Annotated in this window: 12 protein-coding genes; 7 read left to right on the plus strand and 5 right to left on the minus strand. The window is 62.1% G+C overall.

What is annotated here, in order from left to right:
* Window positions 1–80 precede the first annotated feature (80 nt).
* Window positions 81–2,264, minus strand: coding sequence for a DNA helicase II (gene uvrD, locus AC07OV_RS26405; RefSeq protein ID WP_494997490.1), 2,184 nt, complete (start codon window positions 2,262–2,264; stop codon window positions 81–83).
* A gap of 279 nt (window positions 2,265–2,543) precedes the next feature.
* Between uvrD and AC07OV_RS26410 the strand changes: the two genes are divergently transcribed.
* The 3 genes from AC07OV_RS26410 to AC07OV_RS26420 all read left to right on the plus strand — a co-directional run bounded on the left by AC07OV_RS26410 (window position 2,544) and on the right by AC07OV_RS26420 (window position 6,851).
* The gene (locus tag AC07OV_RS26410) at window positions 2,544–5,417 is read left to right on the plus strand and encodes an EAL domain-containing protein (RefSeq protein ID WP_176994522.1); all 2,874 of its coding nucleotides are present in this window, start codon (window positions 2,544–2,546) and stop codon (window positions 5,415–5,417) included.
* Between the two features lie 162 nt (window positions 5,418–5,579).
* Window positions 5,580–6,446: a transcriptional regulator HexR gene (gene hexR / locus AC07OV_RS26415; protein ID WP_003177007.1), complete on the plus strand. Its 867-nt coding sequence runs from the start codon at window positions 5,580–5,582 to the stop codon at window positions 6,444–6,446.
* Window positions 6,447–6,653: 207 nt separating this feature from the next.
* On the plus strand, window positions 6,654–6,851 hold the full coding sequence (locus AC07OV_RS26420) for a PA3496 family putative envelope integrity protein (protein ID WP_081609292.1): 198 nt from the start codon (window positions 6,654–6,656) through the stop codon (window positions 6,849–6,851).
* Here AC07OV_RS26420 and AC07OV_RS26425 read toward each other — a convergent pair.
* Window positions 6,781–7,755, minus strand: coding sequence for a LysR family transcriptional regulator (locus AC07OV_RS26425; protein ID WP_494997491.1), 975 nt, complete (start codon window positions 7,753–7,755; stop codon window positions 6,781–6,783). The genes AC07OV_RS26420 and AC07OV_RS26425 overlap by 71 nt on opposite strands.
* A 196-nt stretch (window positions 7,756–7,951) precedes the next feature.
* Here AC07OV_RS26425 and AC07OV_RS26430 point away from each other — a divergent pair, with 196 nt between their 5' ends.
* On the plus strand, window positions 7,952–9,367 hold the full coding sequence (locus AC07OV_RS26430; protein WP_016971700.1) for an acetyl-CoA carboxylase biotin carboxylase subunit: 1,416 nt from the start codon (window positions 7,952–7,954) through the stop codon (window positions 9,365–9,367).
* Between the two features lie 11 nt (window positions 9,368–9,378).
* On the plus strand, window positions 9,379–11,187 hold the full coding sequence (gene oadA / locus AC07OV_RS26435) for a sodium-extruding oxaloacetate decarboxylase subunit alpha (protein ID WP_016971699.1): 1,809 nt from the start codon (window positions 9,379–9,381) through the stop codon (window positions 11,185–11,187).
* 74 nt (window positions 11,188–11,261) lie between these two features.
* Here oadA and AC07OV_RS26440 read toward each other — a convergent pair whose 3' ends face one another.
* Together AC07OV_RS26440 and AC07OV_RS26445 are read right to left on the minus strand one after the other, a co-directional pair.
* The gene (locus tag AC07OV_RS26440) at window positions 11,262–12,548 is read right to left on the minus strand and encodes an autotransporter outer membrane beta-barrel domain-containing protein (protein WP_494997492.1); all 1,287 of its coding nucleotides are present in this window, start codon (window positions 12,546–12,548) and stop codon (window positions 11,262–11,264) included.
* 109 nt (window positions 12,549–12,657) lie between these two features.
* On the minus strand, window positions 12,658–15,543 hold the full coding sequence (locus AC07OV_RS26445; RefSeq protein WP_494997493.1) for an autotransporter outer membrane beta-barrel domain-containing protein: 2,886 nt from the start codon (window positions 15,541–15,543) through the stop codon (window positions 12,658–12,660).
* A gap of 289 nt (window positions 15,544–15,832) precedes the next feature.
* Between AC07OV_RS26445 and AC07OV_RS26450 the strand changes: the two genes are divergently transcribed.
* Together AC07OV_RS26450 and AC07OV_RS26455 are read left to right on the plus strand one after the other, a co-directional pair.
* Window positions 15,833–17,107: a HipA domain-containing protein gene (locus tag AC07OV_RS26450; protein ID WP_495093288.1), complete on the plus strand. Its 1,275-nt coding sequence runs from the start codon at window positions 15,833–15,835 to the stop codon at window positions 17,105–17,107.
* Entirely contained in the window at window positions 17,104–17,379 is a 276-nt protein-coding gene (locus AC07OV_RS26455; RefSeq protein WP_176994518.1) for a helix-turn-helix domain-containing protein, read from the plus strand. Before AC07OV_RS26450 ends, AC07OV_RS26455 begins: the two co-directional genes overlap by 4 nt.
* 38 nt (window positions 17,380–17,417) lie before the next feature.
* Here the strand turns inward: AC07OV_RS26455 and AC07OV_RS26460 are convergent, their stop codons facing one another.
* Window positions 17,418–18,089 carry a GNAT family N-acetyltransferase gene (locus AC07OV_RS26460; protein ID WP_495093280.1) on the minus strand — a complete coding sequence of 224 codons (672 nt, stop codon included), beginning with the start codon at window positions 18,087–18,089 and terminating at the stop codon, window positions 17,418–17,420.
* Window positions 18,090–18,095 lie beyond the last annotated feature (6 nt).

Consider the following 18,095-nt stretch of genomic DNA (forward strand, 5'->3'; position numbering starts at 1 on the left):
CCCCCCCCTCCCCCCCCCCCCCCCCCCCCCCCCCCCCCCCCCCCCCCCCCCCCCCCCACCCCCGGCTCCTACAGAGGATCTCAGATCGCTTCGAGCTTCGCGTAACCCATCATCAGCCACTTGCTGCCTTCGGCGAAATTCACCTGCACCCGCGCCTGGGCACCCGCGCCTTCGAAATTGAGGATCACGCCTTCACCGAACACCGAATGCCTGACCTGCTGGCCGAGGCTGAACTGGGTCTCCGGAATCTCGGAACCGGCGAACAGAGTGCTGGCGCTCTGCTGCTGGCCACCACCGAACGGGCGGCTGACGCTGTTGGACAAACGCACTTCCTGGATCAGCCCCTTCGGCACTTCGCGTACGAAGCGCGACACCTTGTTGTAGGTCTCGCTGCCATACAAGCGTCGGGTCTCGGCGTAGGTCATCACCAGGTTCTGCATGGCGCGGGTGATGCCCACGTAGGCCAGGCGGCGTTCTTCCTCAAGGCGGCCGGGCTCTTCCAGGCTCATCTTGTGGGGGAACAGGCCTTCTTCCATGCCCACCAGGAACACGTAGGGGAACTCCAGGCCCTTGGCACTGTGCAAGGTCATCAGCTGGATGCTGTCTTCATGCTCGTCGGCCTGGGTATCACCGGCCTCCAGCGAGGCATGGCCGAGGAACGCGGCGAGCGGGGTCAGCTCTTCATCTTCCTCGGTGTTCTCGAACGCGCGGGCGGCGCTGACCAGTTCCTCAAGGTTTTCTACCCGGGCCTGGCCTTTCTCGCCTTTTTCCGCTTCGTGATAGGCGATCAGGCCGGACTGTTCGATCACCGTCTGGGTCATCAGGTGCAGGGGCATTTCCGCGCACTTGGCCGCCAGGTTCTCGATCAGCTCGACAAACACACCCAGCGCACCCGCCGCACGGCCGGTCAGGCCTTTGTTGGCGATGAGCAAACGCATGGATTCCCACATCGACACGTCGGCGTGGCGTGCGTGGTCGCGGATCGCTTCAACGGTCTTTTCACCGATGCCACGGGCCGGGATGTTGATCACCCGTTCCAGCGCCGCATCGTTGCCACGGCCTTCCAGCAAACGCAGGTAGGCCATGGCGTTCTTGATTTCAGCGCGTTCGAAGAAGCGCTGGCCGCCATAGATGCGGTACGGAATGCGCTCACGCAGCAAGGCTTCTTCCAGCACCCGCGACTGGGCGTTGGAGCGGTACAGGATTGCGATATCGCTGCGTGCCAGGCCGGTTTTCAGGGCGCTCTCGATGGTTTCCACCACGTAGCGCGCTTCATCGTGCTCGTTGAAGGCCGCGTACAGGTTGATCGCTTCGCCTTCGCCGCCGTCGGTCCACAGCTCTTTGCCCAGGCGCCCGGTGTTGTTGGCGATCAAGGCGTTGGCGGCCTTGAGGATGCCTGCGGTGGAGCGGTAGTTCTGCTCCAGGCGAATGGTCTCGGCGTCCGGGAAATCTTCGGAATATTGGTAGATGTTCTCGATTTTCGCGCCACGCCAGCCGTAGATCGACTGGTCGTCGTCGCCCACCACCATCAGGCTGTCGCCGCCTTTGGCCAGCAGGCGCAACCAGGCGTACTGCACGGCGTTGGTGTCCTGGAACTCGTCCACCAGGATGTGGCGGAAGCGTTTCTGGTAGTGCGCCAGCAAACCCGGATTGTCGCGCCACAGGTCGAGGGCGCGCAGCAGCAGCTCGGAGAAGTCGATCACACCGGCGCGCACGCAGGCGGCTTCATACGCCTCATAAATGCTGCGCATGGTGGCCAGAAACAGATCGCCGCTGGCCTGGATATGCTGCGGGCGCAGGCCTTCGTCTTTCTGGCCGTTGATAAACCATTGCGCCTGACGCGCCGGCCAGCGCTGTTCATCCAGGCCCAGCTCACGGATGACGCGCTTGACCAGGCGTTGCTGGTCGTCGCTGTCGAGAATCTGGAAGGTCTGGGCCAGGCCCGCCTCCTGCCAGTGCGCCCGCAACAGGCGATGCGCCAGGCCGTGGAAGGTGCCCACCCACATGCCGGCCGGGCTGATGCCCATTAACTGCTCGATGCGGTGGCGCATCTCGGCAGCGGCCTTGTTGGTGAACGTCACCGACAGGATGGAATGCGGAGACGCGTTTTCGACCTGGATCAACCAGGCAATACGGTGCACCAGCACTCGGGTTTTACCGGAGCCAGCACCGGCCAGGACCAACTGACGGCCAACGGGGGCCGCTACGGCCTGGCGTTGGGCATCGTTGAGGGAGTTCAGCAAAAGGGAGAGATCATCGCGCATCGGCGCATTCTATGGCCCCGGGGGGAGTGGGGCAAATCCCAATGCCGGGTGGTCGATGGAAAACTGCAAGGGTGAGCGGGGCGGCTGAAACATTCTGTCGGGGGTGATGACCGGTCGGTCATGGGCCACAGCCCGCGCAGCGTCTCGCTCAAGCTGTCTGGCACCAAGGTTTGCGACGGTTTATCGTGCGTTTTTTATGACTTGGAGCAGTTTGGCCCAAGCGCGTGCTTGTGTATGCTCCGTCGACGTTTCGGGCTCACCATTATAAGAACACTGCCTATGACCCTCAGCACCGACCTGTTCGGCCCCTCGGCGGCGCCCGCGCAGGTCATCCGTAAACATTACGCCACAGAGATGGCGGTCGAGCGTACACGCCTGCTGTATCAGGGCTCGTTGCTGCCCACCTTATTGATGCTGGTCAACGGCCTGGTTTGCGCCTGGCTGTTGTGGAACCCCAAGCAATACCTGCTCGACAGCATCTGGCTGGTGTGGCTGCTCGCCCTGGTGGCCATGCGCGTGATCCAGGTGGCAGCCTTTGATTCGGCCATGCCCAGCCGCCAGGCCCAGCCCGTGTGGCGGCGCATGTTCATGCTCGGTTCGGCGGTCAGCGGCCTGACCCTGGCCACGGCAGCCATCGCCTTGGTGCCGGTGGACAGCTTCATGCAACAGGCCTGGGTATTCGGCCTGATTGGCGCCGCGACGCTCTCGGCCAGCGTGGCCTACGCCGTGAGCCTGCCCGCATTCCTGTCCTTTGCCGTGCCGTGTCTTGTACCGGCCATCCTTTACTTGTTTTGGAACGGCGCCCCGCAGCAGCAAGGCTGGGGCGTGCTCGGCCTGATCCTGCTGGCCTCATTGAGTGTGGTGGCGTGGCAGGTCAATCGCCTGATACAGCGTGGGTTGCTACGCCGTTTCCAGAACCAGGCGCTGATCGAACACCTGCAGCAGGCGCAGCAACGCAGCGAGCAACTGAACCAGGAGCTGGTGCGCGAAGTGGAACAGCGCCGTCAGGTCGAGCAGGAACTGCGTGACGCGCAAATCGGCCTGCAAGACCGCGTGGCGCAACGCAGCCAGGAACTGGACGCCGCCAGCCTCGCCCTGAACAAAAGCGAAGCGCGCCTGGCCATGGCGCTGCAAGCCAGCGAACTGGGCCTGTGGGACTGGAACCTGCAAACCGACGAAGTCCATCACACCCAGCTCAAGGAGCTGTTTGGCCTGGAGCCCGAATACGTCACGGCGATGCTCAGCCACCTCAAGCCGCGCCTGCACCCCGAAGACTTGCCATTGCTCAAGCGCGCGCTGGTGGAGCACCTCAAGGGGCGCAGCGAGGACTACCAGGTCGAATACCGCGTGCGCCACGGTGATGGCCATTGGGTATGGATCGAAGACCGTGGCCGCGCCGTGGAGCGTGCGCCCAGCGGACGAGTCACGCGCATGCTGGGCACGCGTCGCGATATCAGCGCCGACAAGGCCCTGGAAGAACAGCAGCGCCTGGCGTCGACGGTGTTCGAGGCCGCCAGCGAAGGCATCGTCATCCTCGACCCCAACTACGTGCTGATCGCCGTGAACCAGGCCTTCAGCCGTGTCACCGGCTTTGATATCGACGACATGATCGGTCGCAACGTCGTCGAACTGCCCAGCAGCCGCGATGCGCGCCGCCATTTTCCGGTGATCCGCCAGGCATTGCTCAGCCATGGCACCTGGCAAGGGGAGTTGGTGGAGACCCGTAAGAACGGCGAGCTGTACCCACAATGGCTGCAGCTGAACGTGGTGCGCGATGTTCGCGGAAAAGTCAGTCATATAGTGGGCTTTTTCGCCGATCTCTCGGCCCGTCGTGAATCTGAAGAGCGCATGCGCTACCTCACCCACTATGACGAACTGACCGGCCTGGCCAACCGCTCGCTGTTTCGCGAGCGCTTGCGCGAGGCTCATGCGCGGGTGCGTCAGGGCGGGCGCAGTTTGGCATTGCTGCATATCAACCTGGACCGCTTCAAGCTGCTCAACGACAGCCTGGGCCATGAAGTGGCCGACCAATTGCTGCAGAAGATGTCCCGTCGCCTGATCAATGCGCTGCCAGAAGCCGACACGATTGCGCGCCTGTCCGGGGATGAGTTCGCGGTGTTGTTTGACGCCTATGGCAACCTGTCGAGCCTGGCGCGGGTGGCCACGCGCTTGCTGGCCAAGCTGCGGGTGCCGGTAACGGTGGAAGGGCATGAGCTGGTGGTGAGTGCGTCCATGGGCGTCAGCTTGCTGCCGGATAACGCGCGGGAAATTTCTGCTTTGGTCAGCCAATCGAACATGGCCATGCAACACGCCAAGCACTTGGGCGGCAATAACTTCCAGTTCTACACCGACAGCCTGCAAGCCAGCACCCTGGAACGCTTGCAGCTGGAAAACCACCTGCGCAAGGCCATCGACGAGCGCCAGCTCACGGTGTTCTACCAACCCAAGCTGTGCCTGGCCACTGGCAAGCTGAATGCCGCCGAAGCGCTGATTCGCTGGGAGCACCCACAGTGGGGCATGGTGCCGCCGGGCGATTTCATCGGCCTGGCCGAGGAGACTGGCCTGATCGTGCCGCTGGGCGAGTTCGTGTTGCGCCAGGCCTGTTGGCAGGCGTGCGAGTGGCAGCGCCAGGGGCTGGCGCCGATCCGGGTGTCGGTGAACCTGTCGGTGCATCAATTGCGCCAGGGCAAGCTGGTGAGCCTGGTACGCCAGGTACTCGAAGAAACCGGCCTCGATCCGCAATACCTGGAGCTGGAACTGACTGAAAGCCAGTTGCTCGACAGCGTTGAGCACATCATCGCCACCTTCCAGCAGCTGCGTGACCTGGGGGTGAAGTTGGCGATTGACGACTTCGGCACGGGCTATTCGTCCCTCAGTTACCTCAAGCGCATCCCGGTGGACTACGTGAAGATCGACCAGACCTTCATCCGTGGGCTTGGCCAGGGCCGCGAAGACGCCGCGATCACCCGGGCGATCATCGCCATGGCCCATGGATTGGCGCTCAAGGTGGTGGCCGAAGGTGTGGAAGATCAGCAGCAGCTGGATTTCCTGCGCGGGGAACGCTGCGATGAAGTGCAGGGCTACCTGATCAGCCGGCCGATGCAGGCGCAAGGGCTGGCAGATTTGTTACGTAAAAATGCAGATTTTCCTTAGGGACGCAGGACGCGCCCCTGTGGCTACAAAGCCTGTGCCCTTTGAATCAGAGGGCAGCAGGGCGATTTAGTGATGCATCGGGCGGGCAAAACGGCAATTCTTGTAGTATAACTACAAGCTTGCTACATCCCTGGCGTCTGCCAATAACAAGAGTCCTGCCCTTTGAACCTGTTGCAACATATCGCCCAGTCGCGCCACCTGTTACGCAAATCGGAACTCAAGGTTGCCGATCACGTGCTGCTTGACCCTGCGGCCGTGATGCACAGTTCCATGGCCGACCTGGCCCACAGCGTGGGCATCAGTGAGCCGACCATCGTGCGCTTTTGCCGCGCCATCGGCTGCTCCGGGTTCCAGGACCTGAAACTCAAGCTGGCCCAGAGCCTGGCTGCGGGCGCGAGCTTCGGGCAATTTGCGATCCATGAAGACGACTCCGTCGCCGACTACAGCCTGAAGATCTTCGACACCACGTTGCACACCCTCATGGAAGTGCGCGAGAAGCTCGACCCGGTGGAGCTGCAAAAGGCCGTGACCGCCATGTCCCAGGCCCAGCGTGTCGAGTTCTATGGCTTCGGTGCTTCCGGCGCCGTGGCAGCCGACGCCCAGCACAAGTTCTTCCGCCTGCTGCTCACCGCAGCGGCCTACAGCGACCCGCACATGCAGGCGATGTCGGCAGTGACCTTGAAGCCTACGGATGTGGCGATCTGCATTTCGCAGTCCGGTCGCTCCAAGGACCTGCTGATCACCGCCAACCTGGTGCGTGAAAGCGGCGCTTCGCTGATCACCCTGTGCCCGAGCCAGACGCCATTGGCGGAGCTGTCCACGGTCAATCTGGCGATCGACGTGCATGAAGACACCGAAATCTACACGCCGCTGACTTCGCGCATCGCCCACCTGGTAGTGATCGACGTGCTGGCCATGGGCGTGGCCATGGCGCGCGGGCCGAGCCTGGTCAACCACCTCAAAAGCGTAAAGCGCAGCTTGCGCAGCCTGCGGTTGTCGCCCAAGTCCGTCAAAGCCCTCGACGACTGATCCGACCCCTTGCTGACTTTACACGACCCTTGTAGGAGCCCGGCTTGCCGGCGATTGCGATCTTGAGGGCGCCATCGCCGGCAAGCCGGCTCCTACAGGTTATCGGTGAGAATTCACCGAATTCATCGTCCTGTCATCCCCGCGCCGCTAAACCGTAACCCCCCAAGCCCATCCTGAACTCCCCGTACTCGCATTGGGAGATTCCAAATGGCACGTCCCTACGAAGACAGCAACAGCGCCGTAAAGACCCGTCGTCAGCAGGAAGACCAGCGCCGCATGGCGTTCCGTCGCGCAATCGAAGACCGTTGTGAAGAGCGTCAACTGCTCCAGAGCATCAGTGACTACCCGGAACTCCATTGGCAGGCACCCGTGGCTGCCCAGCGAAACGCTCAGCCAGCACGCTGATCTGCGCCCGTTCGCTGCGGATAAAGCCCAGGAACGCATGGGCCACCGGTGACAAGCGCTTGGCCTTGGCTTGCACCAGGCACCAACTGCGGTACAGCGGCAGTTCTTCCACCGGCAGCTCCTTGAGCCCGCCGGTGGCCAGCTCCATGTTGACCGCATGACGCGTCAGCAGGGCCACGCCCAGGCCTGCACAGACACATTCGCGCTGCGCCTCGGCCGAGGCCACTTCCACCGTCTGGGTGAAGTGCACGCGCTTCTCCTTGAAGTACTCCTCGCACGCCAGTCGCGTACCGGAGCCCGGCTCGCGCAGCAGCAGCGTGTAGGGTTCCAGGTCCTGCAGGCGCAACGGGCCTTGCAGGCTCAAGGGATGGTCCGGTGGCGCCACGGCGACAATCGGGTTGTTGAGGAAGGGCAGGAATTCCAGGCCCATGTCCTGGGGCACCATGGACATGATCACCAGGTCATCACGGTTGTCCGACAGCCGGCGAATCACCTGGGCGCGGTTGACCACCGTCAGGTGCAATTGCACCTCCGGATGCTGGCGCTTGAAGGCGGCAAACAAGTGCGGCACGAAGTACTTGGCACTGGACTCAATCGCCAGCTTCAACTGGCCTTGCAGCGAGCCTTGCATGTCCGAGAGCTGCATATCGAGGTTTTCCAGGCGTCCGAAGATATCGCGGCTGGCTCGCTGCAGGGCTTCGGCGGCTTCGGTCATGTAGAGCTTTTTGCCGACGTAGTCGAACAGCGGCTGGCCGATCAGCTCTTCCAGCTGGCGAATTTGTAGGCTAACGGCCGGTTGTGTGAGGGACATTTCCTCGGCGGCGCGGCTGTAGGAGCGCAAATCGCACACTTCGTTGAAGATCTGCAATTGACGCAATGTCATACGCATCAATGACTTACGCATTATTTTTGTCCTTTCGCCCTGAGCCGTCCGGCCAACTATAAGTCTTTACTTATGCACGACCCAATAATTATTGATTTTTGTTAATCCCTTGCGCGGCTTAGTGTGTGTCTCGCGACTGTCATGAAACATTTAGTCACGCGCCGACCCGGGTCTAGCGGGTTGAAGAACGCAGCAATCGGCTCAAGGGAATTTCCAAGTGATAAAAAAGATCCTGATCGCCAACCGTGGTGAAATTGCCGTACGAATCGTGCGTGCCTGCGCCGAGATGGGCATTCGCTCGGTCGCGGTCTTTTCCGACGCCGACCGCCATGCGTTGCACGTCAAACGTGCCGACGAAGCCCACAGCATTGGTGCCGAGCCCCTGGCTGGCTACCTGAACCCGCGCAAGCTGGTGAACCTGGCCGTGGAAACCGGCTGTGACGCGCTGCACCCTGGCTACGGTTTTCTCTCGGAAAACGCCGAACTGGCAGACATCTGCGCCGAACGTGGGATCAAGTTCATTGGTCCGTCCGCCGAAGTCATCCGCCGCATGGGCGACAAGACCGAAGCGCGCCGCAGCATGATCAAGGCTGGCGTGCCGGTCACCCCCGGCACGGAAGGCAACGTCGCCGATATCCATGAAGCCCTGACCGAAGGCGACCGCATCGGTTACCCGGTGATGCTCAAGGCCACCTCCGGTGGCGGCGGGCGCGGTATCCGTCGTTGCAACAGCCGCGAAGAACTCGAACAAGCCTTCCCCCGCGTGATTTCCGAAGCCACCAAGGCGTTCGGTTCGGCGGAAGTGTTCCTGGAAAAATGCATCGTCAACCCCAAGCACATCGAGGCGCAGATCCTCGGTGACAGCTTTGGCAACGTGGTGCACCTGTTCGAGCGCGATTGCTCGATCCAGCGTCGTAACCAGAAGCTCATCGAAATCGCCCCAAGCCCCCAGCTGACCCCCGAGCAGCGCGCCTACATCGGCGACCTGTCGGTGCGCGCGGCCAAGGCCGTGGGCTACGAGAACGCCGGCACCGTGGAGTTCCTGCTCGCCGAGGGCGAGGTGTACTTCATGGAAATGAACACCCGGGTGCAGGTGGAACACACCATCACCGAGGAAATCACCGGCATCGACATCGTGCGTGAGCAGATCCGCATTGCGTCGGGGCTGCCGCTGTCGGTCAAGCAGGAAGACATCCAGCACCGGGGTTTCGCGTTGCAGTTCCGTATCAACGCTGAAGACCCGAAGAACAACTTCCTGCCGAGCTTCGGCAAGATCACCCGCTACTACGCGCCCGGCGGCCCCGGCGTGCGCACCGACACGGCGATCTACACCGGCTACACCATCCCGCCGTTCTACGACTCCATGTGCCTGAAACTGGTGGTGTGGGCGTTGACCTGGGAAGAAGCCATGGACCGTGGCCTGCGCGCCCTGGATGACATGCGCCTGCAAGGTGTGAAAACCACCGCCGCCTACTACCAGGAAATCCTGCGCAACCCGGAATTCCGCAGCGGCCAGTTCAATACAAGCTTTGTGGAAAGCCATCCTGAGCTGACCAACTACTCGATCAAGCGCAAACCCGAAGAGCTGGCCCTGGCCATCGCCGCCGCCATCGCCGCCCACGCAGGCCTGTGAGGAAAAGAATAATGAGCAAGAAAATCTTCGTAACCGACACCATCCTGCGCGACGCCCACCAATCGTTGCTCGCGACCCGCATGCGCACCGACGACATGCTGCCGATCTGCGACAAGCTCGACAAAGTCGGCTACTGGTCCCTGGAAGTCTGGGGCGGCGCGACCTTCGACGCCTGCGTGCGCTTCTTGAAAGAAGACCCGTGGGAGCGCCTGCGCAAACTGCGCGCGGCGTTGCCCAACACCCGCCTGCAAATGCTGCTGCGTGGCCAGAACCTGCTGGGCTACCGCCACTACAGCGACGACGTGGTCAAAGCCTTCGTCGCCAAGGCTGCCGTGAATGGCATCGACGTGTTCCGCATCTTTGACGCGATGAATGACGTGCGTAACCTGCGCGTGGCCATCGAAGCCGTGAAGGCTGCCGGCAAACATGCCCAGGGCACCATCGCCTACACTACGAGCCCGGTGCATACCGTCGAAGCATTCGTGGCCCAGGCCAAGCAACTGGAATCCATGGGTTGCGACTCCATCGCGATCAAGGACATGGCCGGCCTGCTGACCCCGTACGCCACAGGCGAGCTGGTCAAGGCGCTGAAAGCCGAGCAGACCCTGCCGATTTTCATCCACTCCCATGACACCGCTGGCCTGGCCGCGATGTGCCAGCTCAAGGCCATCGAAAACGGTGCCGACCACATCGACACCGCCATCTCCAGCTTCGCCTGGGGCACCAGCCACCCGGGTACCGAGTCGATGGTCGCCGCCCTCAAAGGCAGCGAGTTCGACACCGGTCTCGACCTGGAGCTGCTGCAAGAGATCGGCCTGTACTTCTACGCCGTGCGCAAGAAGTACCACCAGTTCGAAAGCGAATTCACCGCGGTCGACACCCGCGTGCAAGTCAATCAGGTGCCGGGCGGGATGATTTCCAACCTGGCCAACCAGCTCAAAGAGCAGGGCGCACTGAACCGCATGAGCGAAGTGCTGGCCGAGATCCCGCGTGTGCGTGAAGACCTCGGCTTCCCGCCGCTGGTGACCCCGACCTCGCAGATCGTCGGCACCCAGGCGTTCTTCAACGTACTGGCCGGCGAGCGCTACAAGACCATCACCAACGAAGTGAAGCTGTACCTGCAAGGTGGCTACGGCAAGGCGCCGGGCACCGTGAACGAGAAGCTGCGTCGCCAGGCCATCGGCAGCGAAGAAGTGATCGACGTGCGACCGGCTGATTTGCTCAAACCGGAAATGACCAAGCTGCGTGGCGAAATCGGTGCGTTGGCCAAGTCCGAAGAAGACGTGCTGACCTACGCCATGTTCCCGGACATCGGCCGTAAGTTCCTCGAAGAACGCGACGCGGGCACCCTGGCGCCAGAAGTGCTGTTGCCGATCCCTGAAGCCGGCGGCGTGGCTCGCCCGGGTGGCGAAGGCGTACCGACCGAGTTCGTCATCGACGTGCACGGTGAAAGCTACCGCGTGGACATCACCGGTGTTGGCGTGAAAGCCGAAGGCAAGCGTCACTTCTACCTGTCCATCGACGGCATGCCCGAAGAAGTGGTGTTCGAACCGCTCAACGAGTTCGTCAGCAGCGGCGGCAGCAAGCGCAAGCACGCCACTGCGCCGGGTCACGTCAGCACGGCGATGCCGGGCAATATCGTCGACGTGCTGGTCAAGGAAGGCGACGTGGTCAAGGCCGGTCAGGCCGTGCTGATCACCGAAGCCATGAAGATGGAGACCGAAGTGCAGGCGGCCATCGCCGGCAAGGTCACCGCCGTTCATGTGGCCAAGGGCGACCGGGTCAACCCGGGTGAAATCCTGATTGAAATCGAAGGCTGATCCAGCCTTCGACACTACCGCTTAATCCTCGGGGGGGCAGGTGCCCCCCTTTTTTTTCGCCTGGGATTTGAGGGTCAGAACCGCATGCGCCACTGCCCGGTCAGGCTCTGGCTGCTGCTGTGGGTGCCGGACTCGCTGGCGTAGGCAAGGCCGACGCTGTGGTTGTTCGTCAGGGCCAGGTCCAACCCCGCCTGCAGGTTGAGGCTGTTGCGGTCCAGGGACGTACCCTGAACGGTGAAGTCGCCAATGGCGCCGCCGCCATATCGGAAGGATTGGCGTACCTGGCTGTCCACGTCGCCATACAGGTGTTTCCAGCCGGTGCTCAAATGCGGCGTGAGGATCATCTGGTTATCGAACCGGTACGACTTCGCCAGGCGCAGGCCGAGGGTGCTGTTGAAGTTCTGTTGGGTTTGGGCGCGGACATTCAGCGCCGTCAGCCCGCCATGCTCCTGGAAGCCGTCGCGTTGATAGCGCTGGTAGCCCAGGCCGGCAAACGGTTCAAGGCTGAAGTCCCCGCGGCCCAGCTGATAGCCGAATTCGGCGAAGGCCGTCTGGCTTGTCGCGTCGTAATTGCCTTTGAGCGAGTTCTTGTAGCCCAGGATCTCGACAGCACGTTTGTTCTGCCCGGTATGGTTGCTGTAGATCGCGCCAAGGCGTACGGCCAGCGGGCCGTCCTGGCGTACGGCGTAGGCGCCGAGGTGCCAGCTGTCCAGTTCGGCGGCGAAGCGTTTGGCGTCCAGGCGGTGGGTGGACTTTGCGCCCAGCAGGCCGACCCGCCAGGCATGGTCCAATGCCCAATCCGCACCCAACAGCAGGCCTTGTGTGCCCTGTTTCAAGCCAGCACTGTCGCGCTGTCCGTCGAGGCGGCCTTCATTGCCGAGGTTTTTTACCCAGAAGTGGCCATCGTCGTCCGTCGGCAATTCGCGCAGGGTGGTGAGCAAGCGGTGGCTCAGTTGTTGTGTGGTGTTTTGGGTGGCAGCGGCCAGGTTGGCATGTTGGCTGCCCGCCAGTTGCTCCAGGGCTGCGCCATAGGCACCCGGTTGTCTCTTGAGCGCATCGTCCAACTTTTGCAGGGCCTTGAGCTGTTCGGAGGTCAGTTGGCCTGACTCCAGCAGGCGAATCAGCGCCGGGTCGAGCACCTGGGCCACCTGCAAACCATTGTGGGTGGTGGCCTGCCGGGCAAGGTAGTTGTCCAAAGGCGCTGCTGGCTCTTCAGGCGGGGAGTACCACTCATCAAGCGCGTCATACGGTTGGATCGAGTACGGCAGGTATTCGATATCACCACGGGCATACGCCAGTTGAAAACCGACAGCAGCCACAAGGCTGATGATGAATGCTGATCTACGGGGTATATGGGGCATGAATTCCCGACCTCTGTTGAATGAGGTCGGGAATTTAGCGGGGTGGCGGGGGGATAACTGTCAGGTCATCGACCCCTGGTTTGCAGGAGTCGTCTCTCGTGCGCAGCGATTAAAAACTCATCTGCCATTGTCCGATCACGGCGTGGTTGCGGCTGTTGCTGCCAATCTCGCCGTTGTAGCCCAGGCCCAGGGTATGGCGGGCCGACAAGCCGACGTCCAGGCCTGCTTCCAGCAGCAGGCTGTCGCGGTCCAGGGCGCTGCCTTCGACATTGAACGCGGTGCCGCCCGCGAGAAAGGCTTGGCGTGTGTTGCTGTCGACATCGCCGTAGGTGTGCTTCCAGCCAGCGCTGACCCGTGGGGTGAGGCTGATGCCGTTTTCTAACTGGCTCAGGTGTGCCAGGCGCAGGCCCAGGGTGCTGTTGACGTTGTCCTGGGTCTGGCCGTCGACATGCAGCGCGGCGGCGCCGCCTTTTTCGTTGTAGCTGTTGCGGTGGTAACGCTGGTAGCCGAGGTTGGCGAACGGTTCGGCGCTCAAGCGCCCGCTGCCCATGGCGTAACCCAGTTCGGCAAAGGCTTGTTGGCTGTTGGCGTCGTAGTCGCCTTTGGGTTTGTCGCTGAACCCATTGAAGGCGACTGTGCGTTTGCTGTCACCCTGGTGCCCGCTGTAGGCCGCGCCCAGGCGCAAGGCCAAGGGGCCGCTCTGGCGCAGGGCGTAGACGCCGGCGTGCCAGCTGTCGACACTGCCGTCGACGCCGGTGGTGTCCAGGTCAGTCTTGGAGTAGCCGCCCAGCACACCCAGGCGCCAGTCGCTGTCGAGTGCCCAGTCGGCGCCGAGAACGCTGCCTTTGGTGCGTTGGGTCAGCCCGCTGTTGCCGTGCTCGCCGTCCAGCTTGCCGTAGCTGCCGATGCCTTGCAGCCACAGGCGGCCGCGGGCGTTCGGGTCGTTGAGGTTACGCGCCGCAGCGGGTACACCGGTGGCCGCCAGTACGGGGGTGTCGCGGCTGTCGAGCCCCACCAGCAACCCCGCGCCGCCGCCCAATTGATGCATCGCCGCGAGCATGCTGCCGCCCACCTGGGCGCTGGCGCCGAGGGTGGCGCTGGTGAGGTTGGCGGTGCTGCTGCCGGCCAGTTGCTCGATGGCCGCGCCAGCGGTAGCGCTCGTGGTGGTGATCAAGGCGTTGTACAGCGCGTTGTCTTTGCCCAGGCCTGCCAGGCCAGTGGCGGCGCTGCTGCCGTTGGCGCTGCTGGCGAACGTGTTGAAGCTGACGTCATTGCGGGTATAGGTCAGGCCGACTTGGGTGGCGCTGTAGTCCAGGGTTGGGGTCAGGAAGGCATAGTCGCTGGTGACCTTCGCAAACTGCCCGTTGATGTTGCCTGCTTGCAGCAAGGTGTAATGGCCTTGCCACGGTGAATTGCCACTGAGTGCCAACACCGAGTTGCTGCCCAGGACCAGGTCGCGGGTGATGGTGATGGGGCCCTGGGTAGTATTGGCCTGCAGCGTACCGTTGACGGTCAGGCCGCCTACCGAGCCGTTGCCGGCATACACACCACCAGCGTCGACCGTCACGTTGCCCGCGATACCGCCCTGGTTGATCAGTGTGGCGCCGCTGAAAATCTCGCCGCCGTCGCTGAAGTCACCGTTGCCGGTGAGCGTCCAGGTGCCTTGCTTGACGTCCAGCCATTCGAAGTTGCGGCTGTCACCCAAGCTGCCGCCTGCGGCGTCATCCATTGTGACCCGGTCATAGCCGGCGCCGCCATCAACCGTGCCGACAAACCGGCTGCCCGCCAGCAACACCAGTTTGTCGTCGCCGCCGCCCAGGTCCAGGGCCAGTCCGTTGCTGCCACTGATGGTGCCGCTGTTGATCACGGTGTCGGCAAAGTTGCCGACGAACTTCACGCCAAAGCCATTCAAGCCCTGGATGACGCCATGGTTTTCCAGGGTGGTGGCGGCCAGGCCCGGGCCGTCACTGCCGTCATCCACCAGGATCGCGTTGTTCGCGCCGCTGACCAGCGCGCCCTTGGCGTTGTACACCGTGCCGCCACCCAGAGCGATGCCTTCGCTGCCGTTGGCAAAGCCGTTCTTGTCGACGCCCCCTGCGCCGACGCCCTGGATGATGCCGTAGTTTTCGATGTGGGCGATCTTGTCGATGTCCACGCCATCGCCGTCGCCGTCCGGTTGCAACCCGGAGAACGCGCCGGTGATGGTGCCATGGTTGATCACCGTGCCGTCGCCGTCGGAGCCAAAGCCCGAACCGTTGCGGCCGATCACCGTGCCGTAGTTGGTCAGCGTGGCGCCCAGGTCGGTGGTAATGCCGTGGCGGCCGCCGGAAATCAGGCCGTAGTTGGTCACCGTCACGCCGGTGGCGGAGTCGATATCGACGCCGTCGAATTTATCATCGCGGGAGAAGGTGTCGCCGGTGGAGATCTCGCCATAGTTGGTGATGCTGGCGTTGGCCCCGGTCTTCATGCCGTCGCTCGCATCGCCGCGAATCAGCCCGCCTGCGCGGTTGATAATGGTGGTGGTGACGTTGTTGCTGCGGATCGCATCCAGGTCCAGCCCTTGGCCGGTGGCCGAGCGAATGGTGCCACTGTTGTCGATCAACAGCGTGCCACTGGCGAAATTGCTGTTGATGCGCAGCGCATCGTTGGCGCCCTGGATCACGCCGCCCGCAAGGTTGTAGAGGCTGTAGTTGCGCGCCCCGGTAATCGTCCCCGAGCTGTCGATACCCCGGCCGCCGCTGGACACCAGCTTGCCCGCGTTGGTGATGACCACGCCTGCACCGCTGGTGCCGTCCTTCAAGGTCACCGCCACGCCGGACGTGGTGATGCTGCCGGTGGCCGAGGTGGTCAGCGCATCACTGCCACCCAGGGTTTGCCCGGTGGTAGTGGGTGCAGTGATTTGCAGGTTCTTCGGAGGCGCGGGGTCTGCTTCAGCGAAACCGCTGCCAGCCAATAAAGTGATGGCCAAGGCAAGGCGGTGGGGCGACGGGGGCATGACGGACGACCTTGTTATAAGAAACGAGTCGACCTGTATAGCGGAGGGTGTTTACAGGAATGTGTCGGGGAGATGACGAGTAGTGAATCTGCAGTTTATTGCTTAAATCCCTGCCATAAAGGGCATGCGTTTGCATTATATTGCGCTAATTGCTCGGCGGCATTCGAAATTATGCACTATATTGCAGATTAACTGCCCTCCTGATGACTTAAGGTGCATTAAATTGCAGACCGAAACCACGTTCAAATTGACGCTTCAGGTGTTCGATGCCGATGTCTGGCAGGACGCGATGAGTCTGGAATTTACCGAGCCACAAGCCGGTTTCGCCGGCCCTTGTCGCTACGCCTACGAGAGCGTCTATCTAGAGAATCACCTGGACTACATTGAGACTTTGTTTTCCGCGGCGGTCAGCGTACGAGTACCGCCCACCTGGGGACGGGAGTCGCTCAATCAGGCGCCCGCGTTCCTGTACGACATTGCCCCGGCAGGTGCTGCAAAACGCTTTCTCCTGAACCGTATTGGCGCAGAAAAACCCGACAACCTCAGCGCGGACCTGTTCCTGCTGGCGCGCAGTACGCCCGCGCCCATCGGCCATATGCGCATCAAGGAGTCTGTGCGTGCAGAGGCAAGTCGCCCTGTCGTCGGCTTTGCGCGCAAAGAGGTCGTTGAGCGCGATAACCGCTTTCTTGAGTACGCTTATGAGCAGGGAGCTGCCATTGGTGGCGCCACGGGGGCGGGTGGCGAAGCCCCAAAGTTGCTGCTTGCTCAAGGCCGTGACGGGCTGCTGTACCCCGATGCGGTACTGGAGGATGAAAACGTTAGTCAGCACTGGTTTATCAAGTTCGCCCGCAACCAAGGCTTGCAGCGCGATCAGGACATCCTCAGGAGCGAATACCACTTCTACAAGGCATTGCAGGCGCTGGGCATTGAAACGGTTGCAGCAGAAGGGCTCGCGTTGGAAGAAGCCAGCAAGCCCAGTGTGTGGATGCACCGCTTTGATCGTGCTGTCAGTGACAAGGGCGTAGAGCGTTTTGCGATAGAGTCGATTTATTCGGCGGCGGGCAATACAGCGCCCGGCAGTTCCATGGATCATGTAAACGTTGTGCAACTGCTGGTCAGTCTTTGGAAAACCGCCGGTCAGGGCGAGCAAATCACGGACCTTATCGTCGATTACCTGCGTCGTGATTTGCTGAACAAAATCCTCGGTAACTCCGATAACCATGGGCGCAATACCTCCATTATCAGGGGCCCCGGCAGCTTGCGCCTTGCGCCTATCTACGACCTGGCCCCAATGGTCATGGATGATGAAGGCATCACCCGTACCACGAAGTGGCCGGGGGCACTGGAAGTTGCGGGGGACATTGATTGGCGAGGCGTTTGCAACGTGCTTTCGCCAGTGGTTGACCCAGGCTTGGTTTACGAGCGCCTTCGTGAAGAGGCGCAGCGTCTGCGAGCCTTGCCCGACATCCTTGTCGCCAGCGGCCTGCCGGAGGTCACCTTGAACCATCCTCGTATCGCGCTGCGTGAGCTGGACCGGCGTTTGGCTGAATGGGGTTTGATATGAGTATTTCCATTGACCAGCGTGCACAGGTCATTGAAGACGTTGAGCTGGGCTTGGCGCAGGGCACACTTGAGTTGGGTGAGGCCGTACGCCGTCTTCGCACTGAAGTCACCGGGCTACACCAAAGCCAGTTCGCCAGGATGTGCAAAATCTCTGTGCGCACCTTGGTGCATATTGAGCATGGTGAAGGCAATCAGACACTGAAATCGCTGAATGCCGTGTTCAGGCCGTTCGGGCTGAAAATGGGGGTGGTGAAGGTGCGACGGGAGGTGTGACAGAACGGTTCCCACTTTTGTGGGAACCGTACAAGGCGCTAGGCCCGGCACTCGGCCAAGGTTTTCAGCTGGCCATCACCCCTCTGATTCCCCTCCGACAACCATTCCTCAAAGCCCGCCCCCACCTTGGGCCATTCCGAGTCGATAATCGAATACCACGCCGTATCGCGGTTTTGGCCCTTGACCACCATGTGCTGGCGGAACACCCCTTCAAAACTGAAGCCCAAGCGTTCGGCCGCATATTTGGAGCGGGCGTTGCCGTTGTTGCACTTCCACTCCAGGCGACGGTAGCCCTGTTCGAACGCATGCTTGGCCAGCAGGTACACCGCCTCGGTGCTTTTTGGCGAGCGCTGCATGGGTGCGCCGAAGGTCACGTGGCCGATTTCGATGCGGCCCTGGGCCGGCACGATGGACATCAGGCTGAGGATGCCCTGCACCTGGCCCGTGGCGCGGTCAATCACGCTGAAGAAATACGGGTCGGCGTGCTGGGCATGGTTGTCGAGCCAGGCATCAAATGCGGCGCGCTCGGGGAACGGGCCATAAGGCAGGTAATCCCACAACTTGGGGTCGGCTCCGGGGCCTTGCAGGGCTTGGAACAGTTGGTCGCCATGGCGTGCAGGGTCGAGTTTTTCCAGGTGGATAAAGCGCCCTTCGAGCCGTTGCACGGTAGGGGCCGGGACGCCTTTCCAGTCGGCGGGGGAAATGGTCATGCTGCG

This window comes from Pseudomonas sp. GW821-FHT09A09 (assembly GCF_059418405.1).

Coding starts and splice junctions, on each gene's coding strand:
- AC07OV_RS26420 (WP_081609292.1), top strand. CDS start 6,654: ATGGCACGTCCCTACGAAGACAGCAACAGCGCCGTAAAGACCCGTCGT.
- AC07OV_RS26460 (WP_495093280.1), bottom strand. CDS start 18,089: ATGACCATTTCCCCCGCCGACTGGAAAGGCGTCCCGGCCCCTACCGTG.
- AC07OV_RS26445 (WP_494997493.1), bottom strand. CDS start 15,543: ATGCCCCCGTCGCCCCACCGCCTTGCCTTGGCCATCACTTTATTGGCT.
- AC07OV_RS26410 (WP_176994522.1), top strand. CDS start 2,544: ATGACCCTCAGCACCGACCTGTTCGGCCCCTCGGCGGCGCCCGCGCAG.
- AC07OV_RS26440 (WP_494997492.1), bottom strand. CDS start 12,548: ATGCCCCATATACCCCGTAGATCAGCATTCATCATCAGCCTTGTGGCT.
- AC07OV_RS26455 (WP_176994518.1), top strand. CDS start 17,104: ATGAGTATTTCCATTGACCAGCGTGCACAGGTCATTGAAGACGTTGAG.
- AC07OV_RS26425 (WP_494997491.1), bottom strand. CDS start 7,755: ATGCGTAAGTCATTGATGCGTATGACATTGCGTCAATTGCAGATCTTC.
- oadA (WP_016971699.1), top strand. CDS start 9,379: ATGAGCAAGAAAATCTTCGTAACCGACACCATCCTGCGCGACGCCCAC.
- AC07OV_RS26450 (WP_495093288.1), top strand. CDS start 15,833: ATGAGTCTGGAATTTACCGAGCCACAAGCCGGTTTCGCCGGCCCTTGT.
- uvrD (WP_494997490.1), bottom strand. CDS start 2,264: ATGCGCGATGATCTCTCCCTTTTGCTGAACTCCCTCAACGATGCCCAA.